Below are 18,430 nucleotides of genomic sequence, written 5' to 3'. Positions count from 1 at the left end.
AGGGCGCGATGAGTACCGAGGGTGACGCGGCTAACACGGTGTGCGGCATGTCCGTGGCCATCGATGTGGTCGGCGGCAAATGGAAGCTGCATCTGATGTGGGTGCTGGCCGAGGGGCCGCAGCGTTTCGGGCAGATCCGCCGCCTGCTGACCGGGGTGAGCGAGAAGGTGCTGGCCGAGAACCTGCGGCAGCTGGAGGCCAGCGGGGTGGTGCACCGGGAGATCTATCCGGAAATCCCGCCGCGCGTGGAGTATTCGCTCACCGAGCTGGGCTGGGAGCTCAGCGCGGCGCTGCGCCCGCTGGAGGAGTGGGGCGACCGCAATCGCGACCGGGTGCTCGGCCCGGCGCTCACCCAGGTGGGCTGATCGGACCCGTACACAGGCTGATTCAGCCCATGCCCAGGTAGGCGTCCTGGACCCGCCGGTCCGCGCGCAGTTCGGCGGTGGTCCCGGCCAGCACCAGCGCCCCGGTCTCGAGCACCGCGCCGCGGGCCGCCACCGACAGCGCCGCCTCGACGTCCTGCTCGACCAGCAGCACCGCGGTCCCGGCGGCGGCGATATCCGGCAGCCGGGCCAGGATCTCGTCCACCACCAGCGGGGCCAGGCCCAGCGAGAGTTCGTCGATCATGATCAGGCGGGGGTCGCTCATCAAACCCCGTGCGATGGCGCACATCTGCTGTTCACCGCCCGACAGCGTGCCCGCGGTCTGGTCGAGCCGCTCGGCGAGGCGGGGGAACAGGCTCAGCACCCGGTCCTGGTCCGCGCGCCGCACCGACCAGCCGCCCAGCCGCAGATTGTCGCGCACGGAGAGTCCGGCGAACAGCCGCCGTCCCTCCGGGACGTGCACCAGGCCGCGGCGCACCAGCTTCTCGGCCGCGACACCGGTGATCTCCTTGTCCGCGAACCGGATTCGCCCCGCCGACGGCCGGATCAGACCCGACACCGCGCGCAGCAGCGTGGTCTTGCCCGCCCCGTTCGGACCGAGCAGGGCGACGATTTCCCCTTCGGCGACAGTCAGATTCACCCCGTGCAGGACGGGCGTGCGACCGTAACCGCAGGACAGCTCGTGCACTTCCAGCAGTGTGCTCATGAGGATTCCTCCGCGCTCTCCCGCTTGGCATAGCGGGTGCCGAGGTAGGCCGCGATCACCCGGTCGTCACCGAGGACGGCCTGCGGCGTGCCCCGCATGAGCAGCTGTCCGTGATGCAGCACCGCCAGCTCGTCGCTGATGGCGGTGATCGCCCGGATGACGTGCTCCACCGCGACCACGGTGACGCCCTGTGACGGCAATTCCCTGATCAGCCCGATCATCTGCTGGATCTCACCCGCCCGGAGACCGGCCATCACCTCGTCCAGCAACAGCAGCCGCGGCTCGGCGACGAGTGCCCGGGCCAGTTCGAGGCGACGGGCGTCGCCGACCGACAGCGCCGACGGATCGGCCGTGGCGAAGCGGGTCAGGCCGATGCGCTCCAGCATGGCGTCGGCGGCGGTGAAGGCCTCGCGCTTGTGCTGCCGCCTGCGCGCGTACATGGCCGATACCGCGATGTTCTCGCGGACCGTCATACCGCGAAACGGCTTGACTATCTGGAAGGTTCGCGACACCCCGGCGTGCGCTATGCGCCACGGCTTCGCGCCGGTGACATCGACCCCGTCGACCAGGACGCGGCCCGCGGTCGGCCGCAGATGCCCGGTGACCAGGTTGATGAGCGTGCTCTTGCCCGCGCCATTGGGGCCGATCACCCCGAGCACGGTGCCCTCGGCGACGCTCAGCGAGACGTCGTCCAGCGCCGCGAGCGCGCCGAATCGCCTTGTCAGTCCCTGAATTTCGAGTGCGGGCGCGTTCACAGCCGATACGCCCGAACCGTGTCGAGCAGCGATACCCGCCGCTGGGCGACGGCATCCCGCACGAAATTCACCAACCCCATCGGGAACAGCAGCACCGCCACGATGATCACCGCGCCCAGCACGAAGATGTGCTCCTGCGGATAGTGGTCGCGCAGGTACTCCGAAACAAATTGCAGGCCAATGGCTCCCAGCACCGGGCCGATGACGGTGCCCGCGCCGCCCAGCACCACCATCACGATCATGAGCACCGTGATGTCCACGTCGAACATCCGCTGCGGGAAGATCGTCACCTGCTGGAACACGTACGCCGCGCCGACCGCGCCGGTCAGCGCGGCCGAGATGACCAGGGCGGTCACCTTGCTGATGGTGGTGTTGATCCCGGCCGCCGCGGCGGCGTCCTCGTCCTGGTGCAGCGCGCGCAGGCCGTAGCCGAATCGGCTGTGCGACACCAGCACACCGGTCAGCACCGCCACCGCGGCCAGCGCCAGGAACAGCAGGTAGAAACCGTCGTTGCCGAGCCACGGCGTGCCCCGCCCCGCCACCGTCGGCACGGTGATGCCGGTGCCGCCGCCGGTCAGGCCGCCGAGATTGGTGACCACCTCGCGCATGCCCTCCGCGGTGCCGAGCGTGGCGATCGCGAAGTAGTGGCCGCGCAGGCGCAGCAGCGGGAATCCGATGAGGGCCGCGAAAAGCGCGCAGCCGAGCGCGGATACGGGCAGCGCGGCCCAGAAACTCCAGTGCGCCTTGGCCATCAGCACCGCCGTCGTGTAGCCGCCGACGCCGAAGAACCCGACCTGCCCGAAGCAGGCGTACCCGGTGAGTCCGCCGATGATGTTCCAGGCCTGCGCCAGGGCGACGAACATGAGCACCGAGGTGACCACCCGCTCCTGGCCGGTGTACAGCTGTGTCTGCAGGCCGATGGCGGCGATAATCGCCACGACTCCTAGTGCCGCCCAGCCGATTACGCGCCGGCGGTCGCTCATGCTTCCACCCGCGCCTCGTAGTACGCCCGGCCCACCAGCCCGGCCGGGCGCACCGCCAGCACCAATACCAGTGCGGCGAAGGCGAAGACGTTCATCCAGGTGCCGCCGACGAAGTGCCCGGCCCAGGCCTGCACCACGCCCAGCAGCAGCCCGCCCAGCAGTGCGCCGTACATATTGCCCAGTCCGCCGAGCACCGCGACCACGAAGCTGAGCAGCGTGTAGGTCGGTGCGGCCGGGGGACTGAAGAATCCGATCATTCCCACCAGAGCGCCTGCGGCACCGGCCAATCCGGCCGCCAGGCCCGCGGTGAGCGCGTAGGTGTGGCGGGCGTTGATGCCCATCAGCCGCGCGGCGGTGCGGTCCATGCCGGTGGCCAGGATGGCGATACCGGTGCGGGTGTAGCGGGTGAACGCCACCAGTCCCGCGGTGGCCAGCAGCGCGATGCCGAAGGCGATCAGCCGCCCGTAGGGCACCTGCACGTCACCCAGCGCCAGCGACCGACCGGCGTACGCGGTGGGGATGGCGCGATAGTCGCCGCTGAACAGCAGCACCATCCCCTGCACGAACACCAGCTGCAGCCCGAAGGTGAGCAGCAGGGTCAGGAAGATCGGCGCGTTGACGATCTGATTGACCAGAATCCGTTGCACCGCATAGCCGATGGCGAACAGTGTCACCCCCGCGATCGGCGCGGCCAGCAGCGGATCCAGTCCGAGGGTGGAGTTCAGCTCCCACGCCGCGTACGCGCCCATCACCACATAGGACCCGTGGGTGAGGTTGACGACGTTCATCACGCCCCACACCAGCGAGAATCCCACCGCGATCATGGCGAGCAGCCCGCCCTGCAGCAGTCCCCAGATCGTCGCCTGCAGGAATCCGTCCACGGCTACCGCCGCGCGGGCCAGACGAGGGTGCCCGAGGCCTGATCCTTGGGCCAGACCGGGACCACCTTGCCGCCCTGGATCTGGATCACCGACATCGGCTTGACCACGTTCTCGCCGACGTCGTTGAACTTCAGCGGCCCGAAGAACGACTGGGCGTCCAAGCCCGCCATGGCATCCCGCACCTTGTCCGGTTCGGTGGAGCCCGCCTTCTGCACCGCCAGCACCATGGCCAGGCAGGCCGCCGAGGCCTCGGCATTGTGATACTGCGGGGTGCGGTCCGCGCCGAACTTGGTGCGGAAGGCGTCGACATACTCCTTGGCCGAACCGAAGACCGGGTCGCTGCCGCCGATGGCGGAGGTCCACTGGCTCGACGACAGCACGCCTTCGGCCTTGTCCCCCAAGGTCTTCACGAAGTCCGGCGTCGGCGGGGCCACGGTCTCGGCGAAGCCGGAGGCGGGCGTGATGCCCAGCTCGGCGCTCTGCTGAATGATCGCGATGCCCTCGGCCAGATGCACCGAGCCGATGATCAGATCCGGGGCCGGTCCCTTGATGGCGGTCAGCGCGGCGCTGACATCGGTGGTGCCATTGGGGAATTCCTGCCGCGGCAGCACCTGCCAGCCCAGCTTGCGGGCGGCGTCCTCGCCGCCGGAGGCGACGGTCTTGGAGAAGCCGTCGTCGGCGGAGAGGAACACCACCGACTTGGGTTTCGGATTGGCGAGCTCGTCGATGGCCTTCACGATCGATTCGGCGTACTTGCTGGCGGGCGAGAGCACCGCGAAGGTCCGCTTGTAGCCGTGGGTGAACAGCTTGTCGTCCGCGCCCGCGGAGTCCGCCATCACCTGGCCGTTGCGCTCCACCACCGGCATGGCCGCGCCGGTGGCCGCGGTGCCGTAGGGCCCGAGCAGCAGCTTCACGCCGCGGTCGTTGAAGCGGTCGACGATCTGGCCGGCGGTGTCGGGAACCGAAGTGTCGTCCTGATATTCGATCTCGAGCTTGAGCTTCTTGTCGCCGACCTGCACGCCCCCCTTGGCATTGACCCGGTCGATGCACAGGTCGTAGCCCTCACGGGTGAGCACGCCCTCGCGCACGGTGGTGCCCGACAGTGACAGTGACGCACCGAGTTTCAGCGTATCGCCGGTCGGACCGGTGTTCTCCGCGCCCTTGGAGCCGCAGCCCGCGGCCACCAGCACCACGATGCCCGCCAAACCGACGGTGCGGGACAGGCCTCGCATACCGCCCCGAAAGCCCTTGATTGATCCCACGTCCACTACTCACTTCCGATCCGTGCCGCCGCCGCGACCGGGCACGCCTCCCCGCGTACCTGAAGACCATAGGTCCCCGGGACGCCGTCCGTCCCGTGATCGCGCAAGGCCACCCTGGTGGTCGCCGATTGCCGTCGGATTGGCAGTGAATAAGCGTGTGACCGCTAGTTTTCGGCTATTCGCGCACCGATGCGCGCCAGCAACGCGGCGGCATCCGCCATGCTGCGGGCCGGATCCGGCTCCAGCTCGGACAGGGCGTACGCCCCGGCGAATCCGGCCGCGCGCACCTGCTCGGGAGTGAGCGCGATGCGGCCCGCCACCGCGAGCACCGGCACCCCGGCCGCGCGCGCCGCGTCCAGCACCCCGAGCGGCGCCTTGCCGGACAGGCTCTGCTCGTCGAGCGACCCCTCACCGGTGATCACCAGATCGGCCTCGGCCACCTGGCTCTTGAAATCGATGAGGTCGAGGACGAGTTCGATCCCGGACCGCATGCGCGCGCCCAGCGCCGCCAGCGCCCCGAATCCGGTGCCGCCCGCCGCGCCCGCGCCCGGCTTGTCGGCCCATTCGGGACCGAGGACGGCGGCCCAATTCTTCAGTGCCGCTTCGAGAGTGGCGACCTGGTCGGGATTCGCGCCCTTCTGCGGCCCGTAGATCGCGGCCGCGCCATTGGTGCCGAGTAGCGGATTGTCCACATCGCTGGCCAGCGTCAGCTTCGCATCGGCCAGGCCCGGATGCAGATCGTCGCGCTCCACCCGCACGGCGCGCACGAGTGCCGCACCGCCGCAGGGCAATTCGTTCCCGTCCACATCGAGGATGCGCAGGCCGAGCGCCTGCAGCATGCCCGCGCCGCCGTCGGTCGACGCGCTGCCGCCGAGTCCGAGCACGAGGTCGCGCGCGCCCCGGTCCAGGGCGTCCCCGATCACGTCGCCCACCCCGTAGGTGCTGGCGTGCAGCGGATCCGCCTGTCCGCCGGGAAGTTTCGTGATTCCGCTGACCGCCGCCAGCTCCACCACCGCGGTCGCCCCGCGCACCGCATACGACGTCGTCACCGGGGCGAGCGTCGGCCCGTAGCTCTCGACCTCGACCCGTTCCCAACCCGCCGCCACGAACGCGTCCACGGTCCCGTCCCCGCCGTCGGCCACCGGCAGCCGCCGCACCGCGGTCTCGGGGGCGGCCCGGGTGATTCCGATGGCCAGCGCGTCCGCCACCTGCGCGGCGGTGAGGGAGCCCTTGAATTTGTCCGGGGCGAGCAATACCCGGCGCGGCCGTGGGTTCGTCATCCATACATTCTGATCAATGGTGTGGGAAGCGACACGCCCGGAGCCACCCTTCCCGCAATCGGACAAATTGCCAGTGCGCGCGCACTAACGTCGCACCCATGTCGAGTGAGTCGATCGAGGTCCGCAAGAACGCCGCACTGGATCGGTTCGAGCTGTACGTGGACGGCTACCTCGCCGGTGTCGCCGCCTACCAGGACACCGCCAACGAGCGCGCCTTCGTGCACACCGAGATCTATCCCCAGCACGAGGGCCAGGGGTACGGGCGCAAGCTCGTGCAGGGCGCGCTGGACCAGACCCGGGACGAGGGTTACGGCATCCTGCCGCTGTGCCCGATGGTGCACCACTTCGTCGAATCCCGGCCCGACTACCTGGCTTTGGTGCCGCGGTGGTCCAGAGAGCGGCTGAACCTGCCCCAGGGCTGACCCCGGTTCAGTACGCCTTGACCGCCCCGTCCAGCGCGACCTGCAGTTCGTCGCGCACCACCCGCGTGATCTCGGCGGGTTTCATGGGCAGCTCCGCCACGGGTACGCCGAAGTAGAAGCTGGCCGAATGCGCCTCTTCCTTGGTGGGCTCCACCCGCGGATCCGGGCGCGGCCCGTAACTCAACCCCAGACTCACCAGCACCGGCTTCGCCCCGAGCTTCCTGGCCCGGAAGGCGATGTGCCCGATACCCGTTCCGACCTGCTGCACCTGGGTCGGATCGACGTCGTTGCAGGTGCCCTCCGGGAACACCGCCACCCCGTCCCCGCGCGCCATGCGCTCGGCGCAGATGTCGATCATGCGCTGCCCGGCCGCGTTCACCGCGCGCAGCCCGTGGTCCTTGCCGCGGAAGACCGGGATGCCGCCCATCATGTCGATGCGCTCGCGCAGCTTGGGTTCGATGAACAATTCGTCCTTGGCAAGCACCCGGGTGCGCCCGATGACCGGCCGCAGCGCGCTGCGCCAGGCCGCGGCGGCGACGGTGTAGGGATCGAGTTGTGAGAGATGGTTGACCGCGATGAGCAGCGGCCGCCCCTGGGAGATGAACTCGCGCAGCCGTTCCCGCGCGCCCGGCGCGTAGTCCACCCGAGGCCGATAGCGACGCCCCAGCAGCCAATAGGCCGCCCGTGCCTTCAACAGATTCTGCTGGTGATCACGATAGAAGTCGTACACGGCATCGCTGTTCTCGAGGATCACCTCGGGACGTTCCATAAGGTCACCCTAGCTACCAACCGCAAGGTATGCGGGACAAGTTTTTCGGGCGGTACGGGGCCCGCTACGGCACAAATGGGTAACCAGCAAATTAAGCAACGCAATTACCCTGTCTCAGTGCGATGATGGCGGAGTGGCACGCGCAGACGAACACGGTGACCGTTCTCGACGCGAATTCCGGCACGAGGACCAGGTAGTTCGCCCTGGCACGTTGCTGGTGTCCGCAACCGATCTCGTAGAGCCGTCCTTCCGACGTTCGGTGGTCTACATTCTCGAGCACAATGACGGCGGCACCTGGGGCGTGGTGCTCAACAAACCCAGTGAGACCGCACTGCACGATGTGCTCCCCAACTGGACCGAACTGGCCGCCGGGCCGCGCGCGCTCTATATCGGCGGTCCGGTGAAACGCGATGCGGCGCTGTGCCTGGCCACGGTCAAGGTGGGCGCCTCCATCGCCGGATTGTCGGGCGTGCGCCGGGTGGACGGCCGGGTCGCCCTGGTGGATCTGGATTCCGATCCCGATCAGATCGAGGGTCTGGTCGAGGGCATCCGGGTCTTCGCGGGCTACGCCGGATGGACCTTCGGCCAGCTGGAGGGCGAACTCGACCGCGGCGACTGGATCGTGCTCTCCGCCTTGCCCTCCGACCCCCTGGCCGGCCGCGGCGACCTCTGGGCCCAGGTCCTGCGCCGCCAGCCGCTCCCGCTGTCCCTGCTGGCCACGCACCCGATCGAGCTCGAACGCAACTGAACCATCGGGACGTCTGTGTCGTGAACGATGCGGAGGTGAGCGATGCCGGAGGATCAGGCCGCGTTGCTCCGCGCGCTTTACGAGGAGCATGCGGCCGCACTGTGGCGTTACACCTACGGTCTGGTCGGGGATCCGGGGCGGGCCGAGGACATCGTGCAGGAGACCCTGCTGCGCGCGTGGCAGCGACCCAATGTGCTGGATCAGTCGACGAGCTCGGCGCGGGCGTGGCTGTTCACGGTCGCCCGTAATCTGGCGGTGGACGAGCATCGCAGCGCGCGCAGCCGGCGCGAGTTCCGCACCGATCACCCGCCCGAGGTGCCCGAACCGGACAAGACCGATCGGGCGCTGGACGGCTGGCTGGTCGCCGACGCGCTGGCGCGGCTGAGCGTCGATCACCGCGACGTGATCGTCCGTGCCTACTACCGGGGACTGTCCACTCATCAGATCTCCGATGAGCTGGACATCCCGGAGGGCACGGTCAAGTCCCGGATGCACTACGGCATGCGGGCATTGCGATTGGTGCTGCAGGAGATGGGGGTGACGAGATGACCGAGGGCCATGAGCTGTGCGATGGCTACACCACCTGGGATGGCGCGTACGTGCTCGGTGCTCTCGCCCGGGACGACCGCCGCGAGTACGAGGAGCATCTGATCGGATGCGACGCGTGCCGCACGGCCGTGGGGAAACTGGCCGGGCTGCCCGGCCTGCTGGCGCTGGTGGACCCGGACACCGCGCTTTCGGTTGCGGCGCAGGAGGATCCGCCCGCCAGCGTGCCGCCGCCGCCCGAGCGGCTGCTGCCGACGCTGGCCGAGCAGGCCGCCAAGCGGCGGCGCCGGGGGCGATGGTGGACGATCGGCGGACCGGTGGCGGCGGCCGCCGCGGCGGTCATGATCGCCGTGCCGGTGACGGCCACCGTGGCCCGCGACAACGGCCCCGCGGTGGTGCAGCAGGTGGTGGCGCAGGGTCCGCTGAAGGCGCAGACCGACACTCCGATCCAGGCCACCTTCAAGGTGATCACCATCGACGGCCAGACCCGCGTCGACATGTGGTGCCAGTACCCGCCCGCCACCGACAAGGACGACGAGTTCTACATGTGGACGCTGTCGCTGTGGGTGACCCGCGACGACGGCGCGCAGTCCAAGCTCGCCGAGTGGACGGTCCGGCCCGGACAGACGCTGACTCCGGACGGCACCACCTCGGTGTCGCCGGAGCAGCTGAAGACGGTCGAGATCCGCAATATGTCGGGCAAGGTGCTACTGGCGGCGAGTATCTGACCGGATCATCGGGTCTTGCGACGGAAAGTCGTGGTGGACCAGAAGTATCCGGCCAGACCGATCGCCGCGCACCAGCCGATGGCGAGAATCCCGTTGTGCCCGATCGGCCCGCCCATGAGCAGCCCGCGCAGGGTCTCGGTGATGGGGGTGAAGGGCTGGTATTCGGCGAACTGCTTCACACCCGCGGGCATGGTGTCGGTGGGCACCAGGCCGCTGCCCAGGAAGGGCAGGAACAGGATCGGTGTCGGCATATTGGACGCGCTCTCCGGCGTCTGCGCGATCAGGCCGAAGCCGACGCCCAGCCAGTTCAGCGAGAACACGGTCAGGGCGATGAGGCCGAAGGCGGCCAGCCATTCCACCGGATTCGCGTTCGGCCGGAAGCCGACGGCCAGCGCCGTCAGCGTCATGGCGGTCACGCCAAGCATGCCCTGGATCAGGGTGCCCACCACCTGCCCGGTCAGCACCGAGGCATGCGAGAAGTGCATGGCGCGAAAGCGATTGATGATGCCCTTGGTCATATCGGTGGCCATGCCGACCGCGACGCCCGCGACCATGTACGCCGGGATGATGAGCATCATGCCGGGCGTCAGATAGTCGATGTACTTGCCGCCGGTCGCGGACCTCAGCGCGCCGCCGAACACGTAGTTGAACAGCAGCAGCAGGAACACCGGCATGATGACCAGCGCGAAGGTCATGCCCGGATAGCGCTTGGCGTGCACCAGATTCCGGCGCAGCATGGTCTTCGAATCGGCGAAAGACGTTGTCACGGAATTCATCGCAGGGTCTCCTCCGCGGAAACGTGGCCACCGGTCAGGGCCAGGAAGACGTCGTCGAGGTCGGGGGTGTGCACGGACAGGCCCGACGGTTCCACCCGGGCCGAGTCGAGACGGTCGATGACCTCGCGCACCGAGCGCACCGCGCCGTCACTCGGAATGGCCAGCGTGAAATCACCGTTGATCCGCGCGGCATCGCCGAAAAGCCTTGCGGCGGATTCGAGTCCGTCGCGGTCACCGAAGTCCAGGCGGATGTAGCCGCCGGGCACCAGACGCTTGAGCTGATCCGCGGTGCCCTCGGCGACCAGCCGGCCCTGATGCAGCACGGCGATGCGGTCGGCCAGCTGATCGGCCTCCTCCAGGTACTGCGTGGTCAGGAAGATGGTGACGCCGCGCGCGGTCAACTGCCGGATCACGTCCCACATGGCGCGGCGGCTGCGCGGGTCCAGGCCCACGGTGGGCTCGTCGAGGAAGATGATGCGCGGATCGCCGACCAGGGTCATGGCCAGGTCCAGGCGGCGGGTCATGCCGCCGGAGTAGCTGGACGCGACCTTGTCGGCGGCCTCCTCCAGATCGAAGGTGGCCAGCAGTTGCGCTGCGAGCCTGCGGCTTTCGCCGCGCGGCAGATGATGCAGGTCGCCCATGAGCAGCAGGTTCTCGCGACCGGTCAGCAGTTCGTCGACGGCCGAGAACTGGCCGGTGACACCGATGATCGAACGCACGCCGTCGGGCTGGGCGCCGGGATCGTAACCGCCGACCGAGATTTCGCCGCCGTCGGCGCGTTTCAGGGTGGACAGGATCTCGACCGTGGTGGTCTTGCCCGCGCCGTTGGGGCCGAGCAGCGAGAAGACGCTGCCCTGCGGGACGGTGAAGTCGATGCGGTCGAGCACGATGTGCTCGCCGAAGGATTTGCACAGGCCGGTGACCGCGATGGCCGCCGAATCGGGGTGGTTCATGGTCCCCTCTCATTCATCAATAGGTAGGCATGAACGCATGAGTCATCCATGCCGTGACCGCCGAGGCATGCGGTCAAAGCGTTCTGGTCCAGCTATTCAGTTGTGCTACAAGGTTTTCGGATCAGATATCGAGATCCTCGACCTGCGGGTGCTGGGTGGCGTCCACGACGCGGGCGTAGAGGTTGTCGGGGATCTTGCCCTTCAGATCGTCGATGGTGTCGAAGACCTCGAGGGTGAAGTCACCCCAATCCTGTTCCCCCAGACCGAGAAAGCGACGCCACTGCCGCCAGTCCTTGAGGACGTTGGTGTCGGTCGGAAAGTCCGACCAGTTGGAGAAGTGGCTGTGCACCGCATACGCGCCTTTGCGGGTGCGGTACACCCGGATGTCCTCGATGCGCTCGTTGGCCATCTGGTGCCAGTGCGTGAGCAGACTGCCGGAGAACCGGACCTGCCGGACCCCGTCCTTGCCCACCTTCAGGACCACCTCTTCGTAGCCCTGCTGGCGGCCCTCCTCGAGCTCGATGAAGCGCCGCAGCGCCGTCACGATCGCGCCCGACAAGTTGCCCCCCACCAGCTCCTGCGCGCGCTGAAACAGCTTGAGGTCATCATCGGATACGTAGATCGTCTTGTTCGGCATGACCTAACTATACGTAGATGTATACGTAGAGAGCAAGACCTGCCGCGAAAAGCGGAGATTGAACCGCTGACGACTCGCATTCGTATCCGGATTGAGGGTATTCGGGCACCGGTGGAGATCACCGAAAGGAAGCGCCCATGCACAACGGGACACGCGTCGTAGATCACCTGGTCAAGGCGGTTTCCGCGCTGGGCGTCCGGCATATCTTCGGTGTCGGCGGAGCGAATATCGAAGACCTGTACGACGCGGCCTTCGATCATCGGGACCTGATCACCGCCGTGGTCGCCAAGCACGAGTTCGCCGCCGCCACCATGGCCGACGGGTACGCCCGCTCCACCTCCGGGCTCGGCGTCGTGTGCGCCACCTCCGGCGGCGGCGCGGTGAATCTGGTAGCCGGACTCGCCGAGGCGTACGCGTCCCGGGTGCCCGTGCTGGCCCTGATCGGACAGCCGCCGACGGTCCTGGAGGGCAAGGGCGCGTTCCAGGACTCGAGCGGGCGGGCCGGCTCCTTCGACGCGGTCGCGCTGTTCACGCCGATCTCGCACTACTGTGCGCGCGTCGAGGCGCCCGCCGACCTGCCCGCTCACCTCACCCACGCGATAACCGCGGCCCGGAGGGGTGGGCCCGCGATTCTCCTGCTGCCCAAGGATGTGCAGCAGGCCGACCTGGTCGCACCCGATTTCGTGCCGCCCTCGCACGCGTATCGGCGGGAGATCGACAGCCTGTGGCGGGTGCTGGACATCGTGCGCGGCGCCCGCGCCACCGGCAAGATCGTGATCGTCGCCGGCGACCAGGTGGCCCGCGACGACGCCCGCGGACAACTCACGCGCTTCGCCGCCGCCGTGGACGCGGCCGTCGGCGTCGCGCCCGACGCCAAAGACGTTTACCACCACGCGGATCCGGGCTGCTGCGGCGTCTCCGGGAGCATGGGCAATCCGGAACTGATGGACGCGCTGCACGGTGCGGCGCTGTGCCTGCTCATCGGCACCCGCATGCCGGTCACGGCGCGGGCCGGGATGGAGGACGCGCTGGCCGCGGTGCCGCTGGCCAGCATCGGCGCGATGCCGCCCTTTCTGCCCGGCCGGCACGCGCACAGCAATGATCTGGCCCGGTCCCTCGCCGAGCTGGTCGGCGAATTGAATTCCGGCGCAGCACATTCCGGTGCCTCGATCATTCCGCTGCGAGCCCGCCCGCCGCGGGAACCCGCGCTGACCCCGCTGCCGGTGCCGCCGTCGGACGGCCCGGGACTGCGCTACCGGGAGGTGGTCGAGACCCTCAACGAGGCCCTGCCCGAGGGTGCGGACGTCTTCGCCGACGCGGGCAATACCGGTGCGGCCGTGGTGCATCACCTGCGGCTGCCCCGCGACGGCCGCTTCACCGTCGCGCTCGGCATGGGCGGGATGGGTTACTCGTTCGGGGCCGGGATCGGGTCCGCGTTCGCCCGCCACCGCCGTCTGGACGGCGGTCCCCGCCGCACCTACGTGATCGCCGGTGACGGCGCTTTCTTCATGCACGGCATGGAAATTCACACCGCGATCGAGCACGCCCTGCCCATCACCTTCGTGGTGTTCAACAACAACGCGCACGCCATGTGCATCACCCGAGAACAGCTGTATTACGGAGATCGCTACAGCTTCAACCGATTTCGTCCCGCGTATCCGGGCGCGGGAATGGCCGCCATGTTCCCGGATCTGTGCACCCACGCACCGGAGTCCCTCGCCGAGTTCGCCGCCGCGCTGCGGCATTGCGCCGATCGCCCGGGGCCCTCGTTCGTCAGCGTCGACTGTGACCCCGACGAAATCCCGCCGTTCACACCGTTCCTGACGCCACCCAGGAGGTAACCCGTGACCACCAGCGCCCTGCCCGCCCTGTCCGACATCCCCGACGCCGTCATCCCCGGCGTGCTGCGCATCGAGAATTCCGATCGCGAGGCCACCACCCCGATCATCCTGGACATGCTGCGATCGGTGTATCCGCACGACCAGATCTTCGGCGACTACTGCCCGGTCCAGGGCTATATCGAGGCCCCGCCGCGGGACCTGTACGAGTATCTCGCCGACACCCGGTGCCTGGAGGAGTGGACCTACAGCCTGCGCGGGTTCACCGAGACCGAGGAGCCCGGCCTGTGGGAGTCCTACGATCGGCTGGGCGACAGCACCAAGATCTACACCCGCACCGTCGCCAATCCCGACGCCATGACCGTGGACTACCACTGCGCCTGGGATCAGAGCGAGCACCTGTGGATGATCTATCTGATGCGGGTGGTCGACGCCCAGGTGGTGTTCGACAAGCCGGGATCGGTTGTGCTGTGGACGAATTGCCACCACCCGTTCTACGACAAGAACCCCTACAAGGACACCGCGCCGGACAAGCGCAAGGTCTGGGTGGGTGACTTCTGGGAGATGTTCTCCGCCGGGCACCAATTGGAGCTCGACAACCTCAAGGCCATCGCCGAGTATCGCGCGTCGCACGGCCTACCTATCAAACCCGCTTGGATGGAATGAGTTGTAGGCCATGGACTTCACCGAACCCGCTTTACGGACGCCGCCTGTCAGCCTGGTCGACGTAGCCAGTTACCTGCCGGGCGAGCCGGTCCCCACCGAATACTTCACCCAGTTCTCGCGCTCGGACCGGATGGCCAAGAACGTCATGTTCCGGGCCCCCAAGGGCCGCCATCACGTGGCCCGCGACGAGACCTCGGTCGACATGGTCGAGCGCGCCACCGCGCCGCTCATCGAACGCCATGGCCGACAGGCGATCTCGGAGATCGACGTGCTGCTCACCCACACGCAGCTGCCCGACAATCCGGTGCTGGGCGCGGGTCCGGAGGTGGCGCGACGGCTGGATATGAAGCCACGCTATGTCTTCGACATCCACAATGGCGGCTGCGCGGCCTTCGTCCACATGATGTGGATGGCCCGCATGATCCTGCAAACCACCGACGCGCGCACCGCGCTCATCGCCTGCGCCCAGAACTGTGCGGGCCCGGTCTTCACCCAGTCCGAGATTCGCGGTCTGGCCCAGGCTCCGGTCCCCGGCGACGGCTGCGGGGTGGGGCTGCTGGTGAAGAACAATTCCGCGCCCATCCTCGATATCGAATGCCGGACCTATCCGGAGTTCGCGGGGGACATGGAATTCAGCACCAATGGCGAGCGCAAGTATTGGGAGCCCGGCGAGGGCCAGGGCTGCGTGACCTTCACCGAATCCAAGGTGGCCAAGGTGATGACGCGCGGCAACCGGCTGGTGCCGGAGGTGGCGCAGGTCGTGTGCAAACGCATCGGGGTGAAGTCCCGCGATATCGACACCTTCGTGACCAATCAGCCCAACCGGCTGTTCCTGCGCAACTGGAACGAGGCCATGGAGCTGCCGCCCGAGCGGCATCCGGACACCTTCGACAGCTGCGGGAACCTCTTTGCCGCGGGCATTCCGGTCACCCTCGACACCGAGAACCGGGCCGGGCGGCTGCGCAATGGATCGGTGGTGCTGATGGCGGCGTTCGCGCACGCCGGGGACTTCGCGGGGGCGGCGGCCGTGCGCTGGGGGGCCGCGCGATGACCCGCGACGTGGCGCCGGTGAACTGGCCCACCGGAATGCGCGGCACGGATCACGCGGGACCGACCGTTCGATACGACCTGAGTCTCAGCGAAAACCCGTTTCCCCCATTGCCTTCCGTGCTCGCGGCGCTCGAGGACTGCATCGACCGGGCGAACCGGTATCCGGAGTTCCTGCCGCGGCGGCTGCCCACGGTGATCGCCGACCATCTCGGGGTGGGCCCCGAGCAGGTGGTGGTGGGTTCCGGCGCGACCGGGGTGGCCATGCAGATCATGCAGACCCTGCCCCGTGCCGGTGACGGATTCGTCTATGCCGCACCGACCTTCGACGGCTATCCGATCATGGCCGATATGGTCGGGCTGCGGTCGGTGGCGGTGCCGCTGGATCCGCACGGCCGCCAGGACCTGTGGGGCATGGCGCGCGCGGTGGACGAGGACACCGGGCTGATCGCGATCTGCCGTCCGCACAATCCGACCGGAACCGTGGTCCCGGCCAGCGAATTGAAGGCGTTCCTGTATTCGATTCCGGAGCGGGTGCCGGTGGTGCTGGACGAGGCGTACGTCGAATTCCTGGGCGCCACCGACACTCTCGATGCCCGCGAACTCGTTTCCCGCCATCCCAATGTGCTGGTGCTGCGCACCTTCTCCAAGGCGTACGGCCTGGCCGGGCTGCGCATCGGCTATGCCTTCGGCGCGCCGGACCTGGTGCGCCGGGTGCGCCGGTTGCAGTTGCCGTTCGGGGTGCCCGCCACCGCGGTGGCCGCGGTGCGCGCCTCCTACGCGGCGGAAGCCGAACTGGGCGAACGGATTCTGCGCATCACCACCGAGCGCGAACTGCTGCGCGCCGAGCTGCGCCGCGGCGGCATCCGGGTACCGCGGTCGAGCGCCAACTTCCTGTATCTGCCCGGCCGCGATATCGCGCCCGCGCTGGCGCTGGCCGGGATCGTGGCCAAACGCTATCCGGACGGCAGCGCCCGCATCGCCGTCGGCGACCCGACCGCCGACCGGGCCGTCCTGCACGCGCTGGCCGCGCGCCCCTCGGCGGGCGGGCGCTCGCTGCGGCGCGAGGACAGCCGGCTGCTCACGCTGACGGCGCGGTACGAGCCCAGCGTTGTGCGAGGGCGGCGCAGGTGATCAGCTGAATCTGGTGGAACATCATGAGCGGCAACACGATCAGCCCCACCGGATGACCCGCGAACAGCACCGTCGCCATGGGTAGACCGGTGGCCAGGCTCTTCTTGGAACCGCAGAACACCACCACGATCCGGTCGGCGCGATCGAAATGCGCCGCCCCGCCCAGGAAGCCGGTCACCGCCAGCACGATGGCCAGCAGCGCGCAGCACACCAGCGCCAGCCCCAGAATCCGCCACGGCGACATGGCGTGCCAGATGCCCTCGACCATGCCCGCGCTGAAGGCGCTGTAGACCACCAGCAGGATGGACCCGCGATCCACCAGCTTGGTCGGCTCGGCGTAGCGCGACAGGAAGCCCGTCACCTTGGGCCGGATCAGCTGGCCGAGGAAGAACGGCACCAGCAGCTGCAGCACGATGTCCACGATCGCGGACGGATCGACGGCGGCCTGGCCGGTGGTGTTCATGAGCAGGATCACCAGCGCGGGAGTCAGGAAGACGCCCAGCAGGTTCGACACCGTGGCGCTCACGATCGCGCCCGCCACATTGCCCTTGGCGATGGAGGTGAAGGCGATCGAGGACTGCACCGTGGACGGCACCAGGCACAGGAACAGCAGGCCGGTGTAGAGGTCGCTGGTGAGCACGTGCGGCACCAGCACCCGGGCGGCCAGGCCGAGCACCGGGAAGAGTACGAAGGTGCAGGCCAGCACCGTCAGATGCAGCCGCCAGTGCTTGAGGCCCGCGATCGCCTCCTGCGGAGACAGGCGGGTGCCGTAGAGCAGGAACAGAAACGCGATGGCGATCTTCGTCAGCCAGCTCACGACATGCGCCGCGTCGCCCTTTGCCGGGAGGATGCTGGCCAGGACGACCATCGCAAGGATCGACAGGATGAACCCGTCTATGTAGAACTTGCTGAGGAATCGCACCGAAACAGGCTAAACACCCAATTTTCCGGGGATTACACAGCACCGGTAGCAGCGGGATACTGGAGTCGCTGGGCAAGCAAGACGAATCCTGTGGGGGGAATCGCCATGGTCCTTCGGACCGTCGCGGCCGCGGCCGCATCCGATACCTGGGGCATTTCGGGCCCTGACTTCATTCGCTTCTATGTCACCGCCGGGGTGATCGCGGTGGCGTACGGAGTGGTGTGGCGCGCGGGGGTGCAGTGCTGGCCACGCCCGCTCCGATCGCCCGCGAAGTCGTTGCGGCCCAGTGAAACCGCGATGCTGGTCAACTATCGGCTGCCGGTGATGTCGGCCGTGGCGCAATTGCGCGGCCACGAGCTGATCGACGCCGACGGCGAACCGCTCGACACCCCGGGCGGAACCGAGCAACGCGACCTGGATCCGCTCTCCAGAGAGCTCTACGCCTACCTGAGCACGCACTCGAAGCGCAGCGTCACCGACATGCTCGACGGGACCCTCGAGCCCTGCCGGACCCTGCGGGAGGACCTCACCGCACGCGGCTATCTGTTCGGCGACACGAGGCGGAACATCCTGTGGGCGGGCCTGATTCCGCTGCCCGCACTCGTCGTGCTCGGTGTCGTCCGCCTGTTCGCGGGACTGGAGGCGCATCATCCGGTCGGGTTCCTGGCGATCTCCCTGATCGTGCTGGCGGCTGTCACCTGGGCGCTGGCCTACCCGCCGCGCCTGACCCTGCGCGGCCGTTCGGCCCTCACCCGGTCCCGTATGCGCAACCGGCACCTGAGCCCCGACAAATCTCCCGCCTATTCCGCCTACGGACCCGACAGCGCGGCCCTGGCCGTCGCGCTCTTCGGCGGGTTCGTCCTGTGGAATTTCGACCCGGCTCTCGCCGGCGCCATCGAACCGGCTCATGTCTGGACCGGCGCCTACGGCGGATACAGCGGCGGCTCCTTCGGCAGCGGCGGCGGAGGCGGAGGCTGCGGGGGTGGGGGCGGAG

The 18,430-nt window shown here is 68.4% G+C and carries 21 protein-coding genes; 10 read left to right on the top strand and 11 right to left on the bottom strand.

Features of this window, described 5'->3' with window-relative positions:
* The first annotated feature begins 8 nt into the window (after positions 1-8).
* Positions 9-365, top strand: a complete 357-nt coding sequence (locus ACAM49_RS21630; protein WP_369637358.1) for a winged helix-turn-helix transcriptional regulator — start codon at positions 9-11, stop codon at positions 363-365.
* Positions 366-387: 22 nt separating this feature from the next.
* Here the strand turns inward: ACAM49_RS21630 and ACAM49_RS21625 are convergent, their stop codons facing one another.
* From ACAM49_RS21625 to ACAM49_RS21600, 6 genes are all read right to left on the bottom strand, one after another.
* A complete protein-coding gene (locus tag ACAM49_RS21625) occupies positions 388-1,089 on the bottom strand; it encodes an ABC transporter ATP-binding protein (RefSeq protein ID WP_369637357.1) in 702 nt (233 codons plus the stop codon).
* Entirely contained in the window at positions 1,086-1,844 is a 759-nt protein-coding gene (locus ACAM49_RS21620; RefSeq protein ID WP_369637356.1) for an ABC transporter ATP-binding protein, read from the bottom strand. The genes ACAM49_RS21625 and ACAM49_RS21620 overlap by 4 nt, the downstream gene beginning before the upstream one ends.
* Entirely contained in the window at positions 1,841-2,827 is a 987-nt protein-coding gene (locus ACAM49_RS21615; RefSeq protein ID WP_369637355.1) for a branched-chain amino acid ABC transporter permease, read from the bottom strand. Before ACAM49_RS21615 ends, ACAM49_RS21620 begins: the two co-directional genes overlap by 4 nt.
* Entirely contained in the window at positions 2,824-3,708 is an 885-nt protein-coding gene (locus tag ACAM49_RS21610; RefSeq protein WP_369637354.1) for a branched-chain amino acid ABC transporter permease, read from the bottom strand. Before ACAM49_RS21610 ends, ACAM49_RS21615 begins: the two co-directional genes overlap by 4 nt.
* A 2-nt stretch (positions 3,709-3,710) precedes the next feature.
* A complete protein-coding gene (locus ACAM49_RS21605; RefSeq protein ID WP_369637353.1) occupies positions 3,711-4,970 on the bottom strand; it encodes an amino acid ABC transporter substrate-binding protein in 1,260 nt (419 codons plus the stop codon).
* A gap of 164 nt (positions 4,971-5,134) precedes the next feature.
* Positions 5,135-6,250, bottom strand: coding sequence for a glycerate kinase (locus ACAM49_RS21600; protein ID WP_369637352.1), 1,116 nt, complete (start codon positions 6,248-6,250; stop codon positions 5,135-5,137).
* Positions 6,251-6,348: 98 nt separating this feature from the next.
* Between ACAM49_RS21600 and ACAM49_RS21595 the strand changes: the two genes are divergently transcribed.
* Positions 6,349-6,672 carry a GNAT family N-acetyltransferase gene (locus ACAM49_RS21595; RefSeq protein ID WP_369637351.1) on the top strand — a complete coding sequence of 108 codons (324 nt, stop codon included), beginning with the start codon at positions 6,349-6,351 and terminating at the stop codon, positions 6,670-6,672.
* A 7-nt stretch (positions 6,673-6,679) separates the two neighbouring features.
* Here ACAM49_RS21595 and ACAM49_RS21590 read toward each other — a convergent pair whose 3' ends face one another.
* Positions 6,680-7,441, bottom strand: a complete 762-nt coding sequence (locus tag ACAM49_RS21590; RefSeq protein ID WP_369637350.1) for a lysophospholipid acyltransferase family protein — start codon at positions 7,439-7,441, stop codon at positions 6,680-6,682.
* 133 nt (positions 7,442-7,574) lie between these two features.
* Here ACAM49_RS21590 and ACAM49_RS21585 point away from each other — a divergent pair, with 133 nt between their 5' ends.
* From ACAM49_RS21585 to ACAM49_RS21575, 3 genes are read left to right on the top strand one after another with little or no spacing between them, the layout of a single operon-like run.
* Positions 7,575-8,189 (top strand): YqgE/AlgH family protein, encoded by a 615-nt coding sequence (locus ACAM49_RS21585; protein ID WP_369637349.1) that lies wholly within the window; start codon positions 7,575-7,577, stop codon positions 8,187-8,189.
* Between the two features lie 42 nt (positions 8,190-8,231).
* A complete protein-coding gene (locus ACAM49_RS21580) occupies positions 8,232-8,738 on the top strand; it encodes a sigma-70 family RNA polymerase sigma factor (RefSeq protein ID WP_040814174.1) in 507 nt (168 codons plus the stop codon).
* Positions 8,735-9,463, top strand: coding sequence for a zf-HC2 domain-containing protein (locus ACAM49_RS21575; protein WP_369637348.1), 729 nt, complete (start codon positions 8,735-8,737; stop codon positions 9,461-9,463). The genes ACAM49_RS21580 and ACAM49_RS21575 overlap by 4 nt, the downstream gene beginning before the upstream one ends.
* Positions 9,464-9,468: 5 nt before the next feature.
* Here the strand turns inward: ACAM49_RS21575 and ACAM49_RS21570 are convergent, their stop codons facing one another.
* From ACAM49_RS21570 to ACAM49_RS21560, 3 genes are all read right to left on the bottom strand, one after another.
* Positions 9,469-10,239, bottom strand: coding sequence for an ABC transporter permease (locus ACAM49_RS21570; RefSeq protein WP_369637347.1), 771 nt, complete (start codon positions 10,237-10,239; stop codon positions 9,469-9,471).
* A complete protein-coding gene (locus ACAM49_RS21565) occupies positions 10,236-11,192 on the bottom strand; it encodes an ATP-binding cassette domain-containing protein (RefSeq protein WP_369637346.1) in 957 nt (318 codons plus the stop codon). The genes ACAM49_RS21570 and ACAM49_RS21565 overlap by 4 nt, the downstream gene beginning before the upstream one ends.
* A 121-nt stretch (positions 11,193-11,313) precedes the next feature.
* Complete coding sequence (locus tag ACAM49_RS21560) at positions 11,314-11,829, bottom strand: EXLDI protein (RefSeq protein ID WP_040814182.1); 516 nt, start codon at positions 11,827-11,829, stop codon at positions 11,314-11,316.
* Between the two features lie 137 nt (positions 11,830-11,966).
* Between ACAM49_RS21560 and ACAM49_RS21555 the strand changes: the two genes are divergently transcribed.
* Genes ACAM49_RS21555 through ACAM49_RS21540 form a run of 4 tightly spaced genes read left to right on the top strand, consistent with a single transcriptional unit; the run spans position 11,967 to position 16,514 of the window.
* A complete protein-coding gene (locus ACAM49_RS21555) occupies positions 11,967-13,670 on the top strand; it encodes a thiamine pyrophosphate-binding protein (protein ID WP_369637345.1) in 1,704 nt (567 codons plus the stop codon).
* Between the two features lie 3 nt (positions 13,671-13,673).
* A complete protein-coding gene (locus tag ACAM49_RS21550) occupies positions 13,674-14,333 on the top strand; it encodes an SRPBCC family protein (RefSeq protein WP_369637344.1) in 660 nt (219 codons plus the stop codon).
* A 10-nt stretch (positions 14,334-14,343) separates the two neighbouring features.
* Entirely contained in the window at positions 14,344-15,384 is a 1,041-nt protein-coding gene (locus tag ACAM49_RS21545; protein ID WP_369637343.1) for a 3-oxoacyl-ACP synthase III family protein, read from the top strand.
* Positions 15,381-16,514 carry an aminotransferase class I/II-fold pyridoxal phosphate-dependent enzyme gene (locus ACAM49_RS21540; RefSeq protein ID WP_369637342.1) on the top strand — a complete coding sequence of 378 codons (1,134 nt, stop codon included), beginning with the start codon at positions 15,381-15,383 and terminating at the stop codon, positions 16,512-16,514. The genes ACAM49_RS21545 and ACAM49_RS21540 overlap by 4 nt, the downstream gene beginning before the upstream one ends.
* Here the strand turns inward: ACAM49_RS21540 and ACAM49_RS21535 are convergent.
* A complete protein-coding gene (locus ACAM49_RS21535) occupies positions 16,462-17,436 on the bottom strand; it encodes a bile acid:sodium symporter family protein (protein ID WP_369637341.1) in 975 nt (324 codons plus the stop codon). The two genes, ACAM49_RS21540 and ACAM49_RS21535, sit on opposite strands and share 53 nt — an antisense overlap.
* 105 nt (positions 17,437-17,541) lie before the next feature.
* Here ACAM49_RS21535 and ACAM49_RS21530 point away from each other — a divergent pair.
* Positions 17,542-18,430 (top strand): TIGR04222 domain-containing membrane protein (locus ACAM49_RS21530; protein WP_369637340.1); only part of this gene is annotated, 889 nt, incomplete at its 3' end.

The sequence above is a fragment of the Nocardia sp. JMUB6875 genome (assembly GCF_041154655.1).
Lineage (GTDB): Bacteria > Actinomycetota > Actinomycetes > Mycobacteriales > Mycobacteriaceae > Nocardia.
Note: the sequence above shows the minus strand (reverse complement) of the source record. Positions and strands in the feature narration are given on the sequence as shown.

What these genes read in the sequence shown, in the direction of transcription:
- ACAM49_RS21630 (WP_369637358.1), top strand. Translation starts at nt 9, where the DNA reads ATGAGTACCGAGGGTGACGCGGCTAACACGGTGTGCGGCATGTCCGTG.
- ACAM49_RS21625 (WP_369637357.1), bottom strand. Translation starts at nt 1,089, where the DNA reads ATGAGCACACTGCTGGAAGTGCACGAGCTGTCCTGCGGTTACGGTCGC.
- ACAM49_RS21615 (WP_369637355.1), bottom strand. Translation starts at nt 2,827, where the DNA reads ATGAGCGACCGCCGGCGCGTAATCGGCTGGGCGGCACTAGGAGTCGTG.
- ACAM49_RS21600 (WP_369637352.1), bottom strand. Translation starts at nt 6,250, where the DNA reads ATGACGAACCCACGGCCGCGCCGGGTATTGCTCGCCCCGGACAAATTC.
- ACAM49_RS21595 (WP_369637351.1), top strand. Translation starts at nt 6,349, where the DNA reads ATGTCGAGTGAGTCGATCGAGGTCCGCAAGAACGCCGCACTGGATCGG.
- ACAM49_RS21590 (WP_369637350.1), bottom strand. Translation starts at nt 7,441, where the DNA reads ATGGAACGTCCCGAGGTGATCCTCGAGAACAGCGATGCCGTGTACGAC.
- ACAM49_RS21580 (WP_040814174.1), top strand. Translation starts at nt 8,232, where the DNA reads ATGCCGGAGGATCAGGCCGCGTTGCTCCGCGCGCTTTACGAGGAGCAT.
- ACAM49_RS21575 (WP_369637348.1), top strand. Translation starts at nt 8,735, where the DNA reads ATGACCGAGGGCCATGAGCTGTGCGATGGCTACACCACCTGGGATGGC.
- ACAM49_RS21570 (WP_369637347.1), bottom strand. Translation starts at nt 10,239, where the DNA reads ATGAATTCCGTGACAACGTCTTTCGCCGATTCGAAGACCATGCTGCGC.
- ACAM49_RS21565 (WP_369637346.1), bottom strand. Translation starts at nt 11,192, where the DNA reads ATGAACCACCCCGATTCGGCGGCCATCGCGGTCACCGGCCTGTGCAAA.
- ACAM49_RS21560 (WP_040814182.1), bottom strand. Translation starts at nt 11,829, where the DNA reads ATGCCGAACAAGACGATCTACGTATCCGATGATGACCTCAAGCTGTTT.
- ACAM49_RS21555 (WP_369637345.1), top strand. Translation starts at nt 11,967, where the DNA reads ATGCACAACGGGACACGCGTCGTAGATCACCTGGTCAAGGCGGTTTCC.
- ACAM49_RS21545 (WP_369637343.1), top strand. Translation starts at nt 14,344, where the DNA reads ATGGACTTCACCGAACCCGCTTTACGGACGCCGCCTGTCAGCCTGGTC.
- ACAM49_RS21540 (WP_369637342.1), top strand. Translation starts at nt 15,381, where the DNA reads ATGACCCGCGACGTGGCGCCGGTGAACTGGCCCACCGGAATGCGCGGC.